Origin of the sequence: Bradyrhizobium sp. NC92, from assembly GCF_025200865.1 — a bacterium.
Lineage (GTDB): Bacteria > Pseudomonadota > Alphaproteobacteria > Rhizobiales > Xanthobacteraceae > Bradyrhizobium.
In genome coordinates this window covers 3857064-3870370 of the sequence record NZ_CP104171.1, presented here as the reverse complement: position 1 = coordinate 3870370, position 13307 = coordinate 3857064, and the positions used below count along the sequence as shown (strand labels likewise).

The 13307-nt window shown below is 65.2% G+C and carries 9 protein-coding genes; 6 read left to right on the top strand and 3 right to left on the bottom strand.

Annotation, left to right across the window (positions count from 1 at the left end; genetic code table 11):
• Positions 1–92: 92 nt before the first annotated feature.
• The 4 genes from N2602_RS17960 to N2602_RS17945 all read left to right on the top strand — a co-directional run bounded on the left by N2602_RS17960 (position 93) and on the right by N2602_RS17945 (position 4063).
• Positions 93–1658, top strand: a complete 1566-nt coding sequence (locus tag N2602_RS17960) for a L,D-transpeptidase (RefSeq protein WP_260383447.1) — start codon at positions 93–95, stop codon at positions 1656–1658.
• Positions 1659–1748: 90 nt separating this feature from the next.
• Positions 1749–2318, top strand: a complete 570-nt coding sequence (locus N2602_RS17955) for a glutathione peroxidase (RefSeq protein ID WP_172788481.1) — start codon at positions 1749–1751, stop codon at positions 2316–2318.
• A 166-nt stretch (positions 2319–2484) separates the two neighbouring features.
• Positions 2485–3504: a polysaccharide deacetylase family protein gene (locus N2602_RS17950; protein ID WP_260383446.1), complete on the top strand. Its 1020-nt coding sequence runs from the start codon at positions 2485–2487 to the stop codon at positions 3502–3504.
• A gap of 7 nt (positions 3505–3511) precedes the next feature.
• Positions 3512–4063 carry a dihydrofolate reductase gene (locus tag N2602_RS17945; RefSeq protein WP_260383445.1) on the top strand — a complete coding sequence of 184 codons (552 nt, stop codon included), beginning with the start codon at positions 3512–3514 and terminating at the stop codon, positions 4061–4063.
• Between the two features lie 204 nt (positions 4064–4267).
• On the opposite strand, the gene N2602_RS17940 is transcribed toward N2602_RS17945, so the two are convergent.
• A complete protein-coding gene (locus tag N2602_RS17940) occupies positions 4268–4720 on the bottom strand; it encodes a DoxX family membrane protein (protein ID WP_212257578.1) in 453 nt (150 codons plus the stop codon).
• A 356-nt stretch (positions 4721–5076) separates the two neighbouring features.
• Entirely contained in the window at positions 5077–7386 is a 2310-nt protein-coding gene (locus tag N2602_RS17935) for an NADP-dependent malic enzyme (protein ID WP_172788477.1), read from the bottom strand.
• A gap of 246 nt (positions 7387–7632) precedes the next feature.
• Here N2602_RS17935 and N2602_RS17930 point away from each other — a divergent pair, with 246 nt between their 5' ends.
• Entirely contained in the window at positions 7633–9606 is a 1974-nt protein-coding gene (locus N2602_RS17930; protein ID WP_260383444.1) for a hypothetical protein, read from the top strand.
• Positions 9607–9816: 210 nt separating this feature from the next.
• Here the strand turns inward: N2602_RS17930 and aspS are convergent, their stop codons facing one another.
• Complete coding sequence (gene aspS / locus N2602_RS17925) at positions 9817–11589, bottom strand: aspartate--tRNA ligase (protein WP_212257576.1); 1773 nt, start codon at positions 11587–11589, stop codon at positions 9817–9819.
• A 197-nt stretch (positions 11590–11786) separates the two neighbouring features.
• On the opposite strand from aspS, the gene N2602_RS17920 reads away from it, so the two are divergent.
• Positions 11787–13259 (top strand): YdiU family protein, encoded by a 1473-nt coding sequence (locus tag N2602_RS17920; RefSeq protein WP_260383443.1) that lies wholly within the window; start codon positions 11787–11789, stop codon positions 13257–13259.
• The last annotated feature ends 48 nt before the right edge of the window (positions 13260–13307 follow it).

The window sequence follows — 13307 nt, the reverse complement described above, 5'->3', positions numbered from 1 at the left end:
GAACAAAAGTAGCTGATGGCAGAACCGCGCTGCTGGTGAACGCGTATCCCCTTTGCGAAGACTAACGTCTGATTTGGATTATGGATTCGAGGATGAACAGCGTGAACGGGTCGGGTTCTTCTGCCAAGCCGGTACGGCTGTGGCAGGTCGCCATTTTGACGGCGGCGGGCGCGATCGGCGCGACCAGCCAGGCAGACGCAGCATTTTATTATTGGACCGACTATTCCGACGGGTCCTACTACGCCCGGCAGGAGCGACTTCCCGAAATACCGCGCCAGAAGCCGCAAAAGCGCGGCGCCGCAAGCAAGAAGGAAGTCGTCGTCGAGAAGGAAGCCGGCACCAAGCCGCAAGGCCCGCTTGTCATCGTCGTCTCGATCGAGCGGCAGAGGGTAACGGTCTACGACAAGACCGGTGTGTTCGCGGAATCACCGGTGTCGACGGGCATGAAGGGCCACTCGACGCCGATGGGCGTGTTCAGCGTCATCCAGAAGCACAAATTCCATCATTCCAACATCTATAGCGGCGCGCCGATGCCGTACATGCAGCGGATCACCTGGTCCGGCGTCGCGATGCATGCCGGCGTGCTGCCGGGCTATCCGGCCTCGCATGGCTGCATCCGCATGCCCATGGCGTTCGCGATGAAGATGTGGAACTGGACCAGGATGGGCGCGCGCGTGATCGTGGCGCCCGGCCAGATGTCGCCGCAAAGCTTCTCCCATCCCCTGCTCGCCTCCATGCGCGTGCCGCCGCAGCCCGCCGCGAGCCTCGCGCCGCAGACCAATGTCGCCGACAAGGCCGATAAAGGCACGGCCGAAGCCAAGCCGGTCGAGACCAAGACGGCCAGCGCCGAGAGCGTGCTCGAGTTGCGCACCTCCGTCGGCCACGCCGTGTTGTCGGACGTGACCACCGGCAATGCGGCTGCGCACGAGGAAGCCGCCGCACCGGCCGCCGAGGTCAAGACGGCCGAAGCATCCGAAGCGGCCAAGCCCCAATCGGAAGAATCGGCCAAGCCGGCGAGCAACGACAAGCCCGCCGACAAGGTCGAGACCGTCAAGACCGAGCCGGCCAAGACCGAGGCGGTGGACTCCGCGAAGACGCCCAATCAGGCCAATGCACCGGCGCTCGCCGCCGCACCCGATGCGAAGAAGGACGAGGGCCGCGTTGCCGATCCTGCGGCGGCAGCGAAGACGGACGCGCCCAAGCGGGCCGGCCAGATTGCCGTCTTCATCAGCCGCAAGGATTCCAAGCTCTATGTGCGGCAGAATTTTGCGCCGCTGTTCGAGGTGCCCGTCACGATTGCCGCGAGCGACCGGCCGCTCGGCACGCATGTCTTCACCGCTGAACTCGACAAGGCCGATGCCAACGCGCTGCGCTGGTCGGTGGTGTCACTGCCCGTCTCCGCCCGTTCCGCGGCGCGCGAGGACGACAGCCGCTTAGCGCGCCGCCAGCGCGGCGCAGCCGTGATCCCCGTTGCCGCAAAACCGGTGGTGACGCCGGACAGCCCGGCTGAAGCCCTCGACCGCATCTCGGTCCCCACCGAGACGATGGCGAAGATCAACGAGATGCTGACGTCAGGCGGCTCAATCATCGTTTCCGACCAGGGCATCAACCAGGGCGAGACCGGCGAAGGCACCGACTTCATCGTCCGCCTGTACTAGCCCGCACGCAGCGCTCGATAACGCGGTGTTGACGCGTGAGGTCGCAGTGGCGGAGTAATCTGCCCTCGGATCGTCTCGGGGGACGCCGTCATGATGAATCGCAGGACCGTGCTGAGCGTCACGCTTGCAGGCGCATTCGCGCCTGTCACGCGCGCCCTCGCTGATAGCGGGATGAGCCGGGTCTCGGCCTACGCATTCTCCTTTCCCGCTTTGTCAGGCGACGACATCCGCCTCGCAGCGTTCACCGGCAAACCGCTGCTGGTGGTGAACACGGCCTCGCTCTGTGGCTACACACCGCAATATGCCGGTTTGCAGGAGATCTGGAACGAGTTTCGCGGGCGCGGCCTCACCGTGATCGGCGTGCCCTCCAACGATTTCGGTGGCCAGGAGCCCGGCGGTAGCAGCGAGATCACGCAGACCGCGCACCACCAATATGGTGTTACCTTCCCGATCACGGCCAAGGCGACGGTGGTCGGTGCGAGAGCGCATCCCTTTTACAAATGGGCCGCCGAGGCTCGACCAAAGGAAGTTCCGCGCTGGAACTTCCACAAGTACCTGATCGGCCGCGACGGCTATATCGCCGAGGTGTTTCCATCCGCCGTCGAGCCGGCCGACACGCGGATCAAGACTGCCATTGCCAGAACCCTGGCCGACACGTGACGCAGGTGCACGCCATCCGGTTGGGCACAATTGCGGTGGGACATCAAACAGCCGTTGCAATGGCGATGGCCCACCATCTAGGCTAGGATGAGTTTGGGGCAGGACGGTTTTGGCCGCAGGCGAAAAGCCGCGGCGGAACAACGGGATCAATCTCGAGGACAACACCATGCGTGTGGCGGCAGGACTGATTTTAGCAGGTGCGATGTCGGTGGCGATGACCGGCGCCGCATGGTCGCAGACGCCGGCCGCGAAGCCCGCAGCCGCAGCGCAAGCCGCGCCGGCGGCAACACCAGCTGCAACTTCCCCTGCAGCTCCAACGCCCGCAGCAGCGGCTGCGGCGCCAGCGGGCTTCGTCAATCCGCCCCCGCCGAAACAGGCGCCGCAGCCGGCCCGCGCGGCCTGCAACACACCGGGCGCGCTCGGCGTCGCCCGCACCGTCGAGATCGACACCACGGGCGGTCCCGGCTTCGGCTTCGAGCATTTCAAGGAGCTCGACTTCCTGCGCGACAAGGAGGTGGTGCTGACCTTCGACGACGGCCCCTGGCCGAAGAACACGCCCGCCGTGCTGAAGGCACTCGCGGATGAATGCACCACCGGAATCTTCTTCACTATCGGCAAGCACGCGACCTACGAGCCGGAGATCCTGAAGCAGGTCTACGCGGCCGGGCACACCGTCGGCGCCCACACCTGGTCGCACGCCAACCTCAACAACAAGAAGCTCAACGACGCGCAGCGCAAGGACGAGATCGAGAAGGGCTTTGCGGCGGTGAAGTGGGCGCTCGGCGGCATCTCGCCTGCGCCGTTCTTCCGCTTCCCGGCGCTGCAGCATCCGCCGGAGATGGTCACCTATCTCGGCAACCGCAATGTCGGCATCTTCTCCTGTGACATCGACTCGTTCGACTTCAAGGCCTCCAAGCCCGAGAAGGTGGTCGAGACCGTGATGAAGAAGCTCGAGACCAGGGGCAAGGGCATCGTCCTGATGCACGATTTCCAGAAGCACACCGCGGAGGCGCTGCCCGAGCTGCTCAAGCGGCTGAAGGCCGGCGGTTACAAGGTGGTGGCGATGCGCGCCAAGTTCCCGGTCTCGACGCTGCCGGAATACGACCAGGAACTGCTCAAGGACATCAAGCTGCCGACGGTGAGCCAGCGCCCGGTCAATTCCGTGGTGACGACCGTTTCCGAATAGAAGGCCATTGTCTTTCCGCTTCGAAGGCTACGTCATCGTCTCGGCGGACGGCATGCTTGCCGACGCCGGTCGCGTCATGCCCGACAGCCTGAAGTTCGAAGGCGACAAGCTGTTCTTCGAGCAGGCGCTGGATCGCGCCGCGCTGATCGTGCACGGCCGCAACTCGCACGAGCAGCAGCCGAATTCGGCCAAGCGCAAGCGGCTGATCCTGACCCGCAAGATCAAGGACCTCACCGTCGATCCAGAGATGCCGAACGCGACGCTGTGGAATCCGGCGCATGCGAGCTTCGAACAGGCCTGCGCCTTCGCCGGCGTCGCCTCCGGCATGGTCGCCATCATCGGCGGCCCGGTCGTGTTCGACATGTTCATGGACCGCTACGACACGTTCTGGCTATCGGAGGCGCCGCATGTGCGGCTGCCCGGCGGCGAAGGATGCTTCGTCGGCGTGCCCCAGCGGACGCCGCATGACGTACTGGCTGCGCACGGGATGAAGCCGGGCGCGCCGTACCTTCTCGACGCGGCGCATGAGGTGACCGTGACTCCGTGGCGGCCGGGTTAGCCTCTCGGCATGACCGACGTCGCTCACACCGAAGGCTCCGATTCAAACTGGCAAAACAACCCCATGCACAGTACCGGCAATAGAATACCATTGCGTACCTTGCTGCTTTCTTGTGCGGAATCAGCCGAGCCGCCGCCCCCCACATATCGAGACCGCCTGCAGCGCCACACCCGCGCCGCGCGCCGCCGAGAGCGGATTTGACCGCTAGACGTCGCCGTAGGCCGCTTCGGCCGGACGCGTGGTGCGGCCGTAGCCGATGATCATGCAGAGCGCGCCGATGATCGACAGGTTCTTGAGCGCGTCGACCAGCATCTTGGCGTTGTCGGGAGCCGCCATGTTCCAGAAATCGTAGAACAGGACGGTCGCGACGGCGACGTAGACGATCAGCAGCATGGCGAAGAAACGCGCGCCGAAATTCAGCGCGATCATCAGCCCTGCGATGATCTCGAGCCCGCCGATCGCGATCGCCAAAAGCTGCGGCGTCGTCATGGCGGTCGCCGTCTCGATCTGCTTGGCGTAGGGCGCGATGATGTCGGGCACCACGAGCTTGGCGGCGATGACGTCGGCGGTCGCCTGCATGGCAAAGAGCTTGGTCGCGCCCGTGTAGATGAACAGCACGGCGAACAGGATTCGCCCGAAAGTCACGAACGCTGGCATGATCGGCCTCTTGGCAAAGCGCTACCGCACGGAACGCTTAAGTCGATTATGAAGAGTCCGTTTGGGCTTTTCAAACGGGGAAATGGCGAGCTGAAAGGAATTCAAAGGTGGCGGTTTCTTCCCTTCTCCCCTTGCGGGAGAAGGTGGCTCGCCGCGAAGCGGCGAGACGGATGAGGGGTATCTATCAGCATGGGGAAACTCGCGAGATCCGGACTCGCGGAAACAACCCCTCATCCGGCGCCATAGCCGAAGCTTCGCTTCGGCGTTCTTGAGAACGGCGGCCGAAGGCCGCCTACGCCACCTTCTCCCGCAAGGGGAGAAGGGATTGCACCTCCAGCGCCGTGAGAGCCCGGCCCTTACGTGAACAACGTGGGCTGCTGCCGCGAGGCGCGTTCCTGCGCTTCCACCACGGCAACTGCGGTCATGTTGAGGATGCCGCGCGCCGTTACCGAGGGGGTGAGGATGTGCGCGGGGCGCGCCGGGCCGACCAGGATCGGGCCGACGGGCAGCGCGTCCGCCAGCGACTTGATCATCTGATAGGCGACGTTGGCGGTATCCAGGGTCGGCATGATCAGGATGTTGGCCTCACCCTCGAGCTTGGAGTGCGGCAGCACCATTCGTCGCGCAGTGGCGGAGAGCGCGGTGTCGCCCTGCATCTCGCCGTCGGCTTCGATCTCCGGATGCTTCTCTCTCAATAGCTGCGTCGCCCGCCGCATCTTGCGCGAGGATTCGGTGTCGTAGCTGCCGAAATCCGAATGCGAGACGAAGGCGATCTTGGGCTTGATGGTGAAGCGCTGCACGTGGACCGCGGCGAGCGAGGCGATCTCGGCAAGCTCCTCCGCGCTCGGGTTGGGACGAACCTGCGTGTCGGCGATGAAGAAGGCGCCCTTGCTGGTGATCAGCAGCGCCAGCGCCGCGTAGTCGCTGATCCCCGGCGAGAAGCCGACGATCTCGCGGACGTGGCGCAGATGGCTCATATAGCGGCCCTCGACGCCGCAGAGCATCGCGTCCGCCTCGCCGCGCGTCACCGCAAGCGCCGCGATGACCGTATTGTTGGTGCGAACCACCGTGCGCGCCGCATCCGGCGTCACGCCACGGCGGCCGGCGACCTCGACATAGGATTGCACGTAGGAGCGGTAGCGCGGATCGTCCTCGGGATTGACCAGGTCGAAATCCTTGCCCGCCCTGATCGAGAGGCCGAAGCGCTTGAGGCGCGCCTCCACGACCGAAGGACGGCCGACCAGGATCGGCCGCGCCAGCTTCTCCTCCAGCACGACTTGCGTGGCGCGCAGCACGCGCTCGTCCTCGCCTTCGGCATAGATCACGCGCACCGGCTGGGTCTTGGCCTTGGCGAACATCGGCTTCATGACGAGGCCAGAGCGGAAGGCGAAGCGCTCGAGCAGCGCCCTGTACTCGTCGAAATTGGTGATGGGCCGCGTCGCGACGCCCGATTCCATCGCCGCCTTCGCCACGGCCGGCGCGATGCGCAGGATCAGGCGCGGATCAAACGGGCTCGGGATCAGCGAGCCCGGACCGAAGCCCTGCGTCTCGCCGGTGTCGAAGCCCTGCGCGACGGCATCCGACGGCGCCTCGCGCGCGAGCTGCGCGATGGCCTCGACGGCGGCGTGCTTCATCTCCTCGTTGATCGCGGTGGCGCCGACGTCGAGCGCCCCGCGGAAGATGAAGGGAAAGCAGAGGACGTTGTTGACCTGGTTCGGGTAGTCCGAGCGTCCGGTGCAGATCATGGCGTCGGGCCGCGCCTTGCGCGCCTCTTCCGGCATGATCTCCGGTGTCGGATTGGCGAGCGCCATGATCAGCGGCTTGTCGCCCATCGCCTTGGCCATCTCCGGCTTGAGCACGCCGGGTGCCGAGAGCCCGATGAAGATGTCGGCGCCGCCGATGACGTCGGCGAGCGTGCGCTTGTCTGTCTTCTGCGCATAGACCGCCTTCCAGCGGTCCATCGAGGTGTTGCGCCCTTCATGCACGAGGCCGTCGATGTCGCAGACCCAGATGTTCTTGCGCTGCGCGCCCATCGAGACCAGCAGATTCAACGTCGCGATCGCGGCCGCCCCTGCCCCCGAGGCCACGATCTTGACGTCGGACAGCTTCTTGCCGTTCAGGCGGAGACCGTTGGTGATGGCGGCTGCGACGATGATGGCCGTGCCGTGCTGGTCGTCGTGGAAGACCGGGATCTTCATGCGCTCCTTCAGGCGCGCTTCGATCTCGAAGCATTCCGGTCCGCGGATGTCCTCCAGATTGATGCCGCCGAAGGTCGGTTCGAGCGCGGCCACGGTCTCGACCACGCGGTCGATGGTGTCGGCGGCGATCTCGATGTCGAACACGTCGATGCCGGCGAATTTCTTGAACAGGACCGCCTTGCCTTCCATCACCGGCTTGGAGGCCAGCGGGCCGATATTGCCGAGGCCGAGCACCGCGGTGCCGTTGGAAACCACGGCAACAAGGTTGGCGCGGGTGGTCAGCGTCGCGGCTTCAGCCGGGTTCTTGGCGATCTCGGTGCAGGCCGCGGCGACGCCCGGCGAATAGGCCAGCGCGAGGTCGCGCTGGTTGGCAAGCGGCTTGCTTGCCTGGATCTCGAGCTTTCCAGGGCGCGGCAGACGATGGTAGGCGAGCGCCGCCTGGTGGAGATCATCAGAATAGGACGACATGCGGTGTCTCGCCTCGCGTTACCGGCCTCAAAATGCATGATCCGGGGCCGCTGTCCAAGCGAACCGTATTTCCGGGTCATGGAAGGGCGATGAAGCACGCCGGGCGCCTCGGTGGCAACATCCGATTGCGCCCCCATCAACAGGGCGCGCCGTCAAATATTTGAAAAGCATAGCTTTCCCTGGACCGCGCGACTTTTTCTGAATATGGCAGGTTGCGCGGTGCAAAATGAGCAACTGGAGCTGGGAATGAAGCGAATCCTGATCGGCCTGATCGTGGCAGCCGTGCTCGGCGCGGGCGGATGGTTTGGCTTCAACCTCTATGTCCAGCATCGGGCCACCAGCGAGGTCGAGGCGGCGTTCGAGCAGATCCGCTCGGGCGGCGGCAAGGCGAGCCATGGCAAGATCACCTTCGAGCTCGCGACCCGGATGCTGACGATCGAGGACATCGCCATCACCCCCGCCGGCCAGCCGCAAGCGCAGATCAAGATTACTGGCATCAAGGGTACCGGCGTTCGCCTGATCGACGATACCAGCTTCTCGGCCGACATCATCGAGGTCGGCGGTTTCGAAGTCGCCCTGGACCAGGTCGGCGCCGCGAAGCTGAAGGCATCCTACAAGATCCCGCAGCTCACTCTGCGGGACTATGCCGGCCCCATTCGCGGCGGCAATCCGCCGACGGACCGCTCCCTGATCGACATTTATCGCTATGTGCTCGAACAATATTCGAGCATCACGGCATCATCCGTCACGGCTCCGACGCTGACGATGACCTTCGACGCGAGCGGCAGCGCCGCTGGAAGCGGCGAAATCACCTATTCCGGGCTGGCGGTCCAGACTCTCAAGCGCGGCAAGGTCGAGGCGATGAAGGCCGACCGCGCCGTCTTCACCATCGACGTGCCGCAGCCGGGCAAACAGGACAAGCTGACCGGCGACCTCTCCAACATCATCATCAACGATTTCGACGCGACAGCAGTCGCCGCGGCGCTCGACCCGCAGAAGGCCGGCGACGACAGCTATCACCGCATCTACCGGCAGATCTCGGCCGGCCGCTATGTGCTCAAATCGACCCAGGGCCTGCGGATGGAGATCGACGGGGTCAGTTTCGAGGACATCGCGGTGCAGCCCTCCAAATTCCGGCCGGCCGAGATCGTTGCACTCGTGCCGACGGACCGGTCGGTCGTCGCGACCGCCGCGCAATCGCGCGAGATGATGGAGAAGCTCGCCGGATTCTATGAGGGTCTTCGCATTGGTCGGATCGAGATCGGCACGATGTCGATGGGCCTTCCACAGGGAACGGCCAGGATCAAGGCGGTCAGATATAACGACGGCGAATTCGCAGTCGAAGGCGTCGACACGCCGTCTCCGCAAGGGCAGTTCAAGATGGAGCGCTTCGCGCTGAAATCGTTCAGCGCGGCAAACCTGATGCGCTGGGCGGCCGGCCTCAGCAAGCACGGTCAGCCGCCCTCGCCCGATCAGATGCTGGGCCTGTTCCGGGTGCTCGAAGGCGCCGAGATCAAGGGCGTGGTGGCTCCCCATAACAACGCGCGGCAGCCCATCACCGTCGACACGATCAGCATGAACTGGGGCCAGCTGGTCGGATCGATCCCGAGCAGGGCCAGTCTGGTCGTGAAGATGGTCACGCCGACCGATCCCGCCAATCCGGCGCTGCAGCCGCTGATCGTGGCAGGCGTGGACAAGCTCGCGATCGACCTCGATCTCGGCGCGGCCTGGACGGAATCGTCGGGCGCGTTCGCGCTCGCCCCCGCCACGCTCGATCTCGGCAACCTCGCCAAGGCCCAGCTGAGCGTGGCCCTTGCCAAGGTGCCGCGCGACCTCTTCACCACGACGGACCCGTCCGAGGCTATGGAGCAGTTGGCGCAGGTCGAGACCGGCGCCATCGAGCTCTCCTTGCGCGATCGCGGCGTGGTCGATCTGGTCGTGGCCCAGTTCGCGCGCATGCAGAATGTCAGCCGCGACGCCGCGCGCAGCGCCATCGTCGCGATGATCCGGGCCCAGGGCGAGAAGATCGCGGCCTCCAATCTCGATGCCAAGGTCGCGGTCGATGCCCTCGCCGGCTTCGTCGAGACCTCAGGGCAAACGCTGAGCATCAGGCTGACACCGCTCGGCAAGCTGCCGGTGCTTCAGCTGGTCGATGTCCTCGACCACGAACCGATCATCGCGCTGGCGCAGTTCAGGATCGAGGCCTCGACGGGGCTGTAGGCCTGTTTTGCTGCGAAAAGTGGCGGCAGCTGGCCTGGCGAAAATCCCTCCCCGTCATTGCGAGCGCAGCGAAGCAATCCAGAGTCCTTCCGCGGAAAGATTCTGGATTGCTTCGCTGCGCTCGCAATGACGATGTGGAGAGGGCGTGGCCTCTCCCTGCATCCGCCTTCGCTGAAGCTTCGGCGGGACAAGCAGGGAGAGGTAAGAGCTTCACTTCTGCGGCAGGTTCACCCGGATGTGCAGCTCGCGGAGCTGCTTCGTCGTCGCTTCCGACGGTGCGCCCATCAAGAGGTCCATGGCCTGCTGGTTCATCGGGAACAGCGAAATCTCGCGCAGATTGGTGGTGCCGCAGAGCAGCATCACGATGCGGTCGACGCCCGCGGCCATGCCGCCATGTGGCGGCGCGCCGTACTGGAAGGCGCGGTACATGCCGCCGAAACGCTCGACCACTTCCTGCTCGCCGTAACCTGCGATCTCGAACGCCTTCACCATGGCTTCGGGCACATGGTTGCGGATGCCGCCCGAGGCGATCTCGTAGCCGTTGCAGGTGATGTCGTACTGGAACGCCTTGATGGTCAGCGGATCCTGCGACTTCAGCGCCTCCAGGCCGCCCTGCGGCATCGAGAACGGGTTGTGCGAGAAGTCGACCTTCTTGTCGTCCTCGTTGTACTCGTACATCGGGAAGTCGACGATCCAGGCGAGCTCGAACCGCTCCTTGTCGGTGAGGTTCAATTCCTCGCCGACCTTGTTGCGGGCAAGCCCTGAGAACTTCCAGAACTTGTCGGGATCGCCGGCGACGAAGAAGGCGGCATCGCCTTCCTTGACGCCGAGCTGTGCGCGGATCGCGGCGGTGCGCTCGGGCCCAATGTTGTTCGCAAGGGGACCGGCGCCCTCGCCGCCTTCGCGCCACATGATGTAGCCGAGGCCGGGCTGGCCCTCGCCTTGCGCCCACGAGTTCATGCGATCGCAGAAGGCGCGGCTGCCGCCGCCAGGCGCCGGGATCGCCCAGACCTGGTTCTTGGGATCTTCGAGCATGCGGGCGAAGACCTTGAAGCCGCTTCCGCGGAAATGCTCGGAGACGTCCTGCATCTCGATCGGGTTGCGCAGGTCCGGCTTGTCGCTGCCGTATTTGCGCAAGGCCTCCGCAAACGGAATCCGGCGCCAGCCCTTGGTGACGGGCTTGCCCTTGGCAAACTCCTCGAACACGCCGGTGATCACCGGCTCCATCGCCGCGAAGACGTCTTCCTGCGTGACAAAGCTCATTTCGACGTCAAGCTGGTAGAACTCGCCGGGCAGACGGTCGGCGCGCGGGTCCTCGTCGCGGAAGCAGGGCGCGATCTGGAAGTAGCGGTCGAAGCCCGACATCATCAGCAGCTGCTTGTACTGCTGCGGCGCCTGCGGCAGCGCGTAGAACTTGCCGGGATGGATGCGCGACGGGACGAGGAAGTCGCGTGCGCCCTCCGGCGAGGACGCGGTCAGGATCGGGGTGTTGAACTCGAAGAAGCCCTGCCCCTCCATGCGCCGGCGCATCGACTTGATGATCTCGACGCGGGTCATGATGTTCTGGTGCAGCTTCTCACGACGCAGGTCGAGGAAGCGGTACTTCAGGCGGATGTCTTCGGGATATTCCTGGTCGCCGAACACAGGCAGCGGCAGGTCGCCGGCCGGTCCCAGCACCTCGATCTCGCTGACATAGACCTCGACCTTGCCGGTCGGCAGATCATCGTTGTCGGTGCCTTCGGGGCGGCGGCGGACCTTGCCGTCCATCTTGACCACGAATTCCGAGCGCAGCTTTTCGGCCAGCGAGAAAGCCGGCGAGTCCGGATCGACCACGCACTGGGTCAGGCCGTAATGGTCGCGCAAATCGATGAACAGCACGCCGCCATGGTCGCGGACGCGATGGACCCAGCCGGAGAGGCGGATGGTCTCGCCGATGTTGCTCTCGCGGAGCGCGCCGCATGTATGTGACCGGTAGCGATGCATGGTCGTCCCAAAATCGATGTCTGAAGGAAGCGAATCGAACGGCCCGTGATGGCCGGTCCGAAGTTGCGGCAGGGTTTACCCCGGCAGGACGGGGGCGGCAACCAAGGGAACGCCCTGATTTGGACCTCAGGGGCCCATTTTTGGCTTATCGGGCCCGGAGCCTTTGCCGATGCCCGTTCCAGCCCTATCTTGAGGTCATGACGGTGCATTTCCCCTTCCAGAACTCCTATTCGGCGCTGCCGGAAAACTTCTTCGCGCGCGTCGCGCCGACCCCGGTCGCCGCGCCCCGGCTGATCAAGCTGAACCGGCCGCTGGCGGTCCAGCTTGGGCTTGATCCCGATCTGCTGGAGACCCCTGATGGTGCCGAGATCCTGGCCGGCAAGACGGTTCCCGCCGGAGCGGATCCCATTGCCATGGCCTATGCCGGCCACCAGTTCGGGCAGTTCGTGCCGCAGCTCGGCGACGGCCGCGCAATCCTGCTCGGCGAGGTCATCGACAAGGACGGCGTCCGCCGCGACATCCAGCTCAAGGGCTCGGGCCCCACCCCGTTCTCCCGCCGCGGCGATGGCCGCGCGGCGCTCGGGCCGGTGTTACGCGAATACATCGTCAGCGAAGCCATGTATGCGCTGGGCGTCCCGACCACGCGCTCGCTCGCCGCGGTGGTCACCGGCGAGCACGTCATCCGCGAGACCGCGCTGCCCGGCGCGGTGCTGACCCGTGTCGCCGCCAGCCACATCCGCGTCGGCACCTTCCAGTTCTTCGCCGTCCGCCGCGACACCGAGGCGATCCGCCGGCTCGCCGATCACGTCATCACGCGCCACTACCCGGACCTGCTGCATGCGGAGCGGCCCTATCACGACCTGCTCGCCGCAGTCGTCGCGCGCCAGGCCGAGCTCATCGCGCGCTGGCTGCTGGTCGGCTTCATCCATGGCGTGATGAACACCGACAACAGCTCGATCTCGGGCGAGACCATCGACTACGGCCCTTGCGCTTTCATGGACGCCTACAACCCGGCGCAGGTCTTTTCCTCGATCGACGAGATGGGCCGCTACGCCTATGCCAACCAGCCGCGCATCGGCCTGTGGAATCTGACCCGGCTCGCCGAATGCCTGCTGCCGCTGTTTTCGGACGAGCAGGAGAAGGCGGTCGCCGAGGCGCAGGATATTCTCGGCGCGTTCTCCGATCAGTTCAGCGCCGCCTATCAGGCCGGCCTGCGCAAAAAGGTCGGCCTGTTCACCGAGCGTGACGGCGACGAAGCGCTGATCCAGGACCTGCTGGATGCCATGGCCAAGAACCAGGCCGACTTCACCCTCACCTTCCGCAAGCTGGGTGATGCCGCCGGTGATGAGGCTGCGGACGTGCGCGCGCAGTTCATGGAGCCCGGAGCCTTCGACGAATGGGCCGGCCGCTGGCGCGCGCGCATCGCGCTGGAACAGCAAGGCGCCGCCGAGCGGCAAGCGGCCATGCACGCGGTCAATCCCATGTTCATCCCGCGCAACCACCGCGTCGAGGCCGTGATCCAGGCCGCCGTGAACGACGACGATTACGCGCCGTTCGAGGAACTGGTGAAGGTGCTGGCGAGACCCTACGAGGATCAGCCAGAGTATGCGGCCTACGCCGATCCGCCGCTGCCGGACCAGCGGGTGCTGCAGACGTTCTGCGGGACGTAGCGACAAACTCGGTGCGTAGGGTGGATTAGCCGAAGGCGTAATCCACCA

Coding starts and splice junctions, on each gene's coding strand:
- aspS (WP_212257576.1), bottom strand. CDS start 11,589: ATGCATCGCTACCGGTCACATACATGCGGCGCGCTCCGCGAGAGCAAC.
- N2602_RS17920 (WP_260383443.1), top strand. CDS start 11,787: ATGACGGTGCATTTCCCCTTCCAGAACTCCTATTCGGCGCTGCCGGAA.
- N2602_RS17950 (WP_260383446.1), top strand. CDS start 2,485: ATGCGTGTGGCGGCAGGACTGATTTTAGCAGGTGCGATGTCGGTGGCG.
- N2602_RS17955 (WP_172788481.1), top strand. CDS start 1,749: ATGATGAATCGCAGGACCGTGCTGAGCGTCACGCTTGCAGGCGCATTC.
- N2602_RS17960 (WP_260383447.1), top strand. CDS start 93: ATGAACAGCGTGAACGGGTCGGGTTCTTCTGCCAAGCCGGTACGGCTG.
- N2602_RS17940 (WP_212257578.1), bottom strand. CDS start 4,720: ATGCCAGCGTTCGTGACTTTCGGGCGAATCCTGTTCGCCGTGCTGTTC.
- N2602_RS17930 (WP_260383444.1), top strand. CDS start 7,633: ATGAAGCGAATCCTGATCGGCCTGATCGTGGCAGCCGTGCTCGGCGCG.
- N2602_RS17935 (WP_172788477.1), bottom strand. CDS start 7,386: ATGTCGTCCTATTCTGATGATCTCCACCAGGCGGCGCTCGCCTACCAT.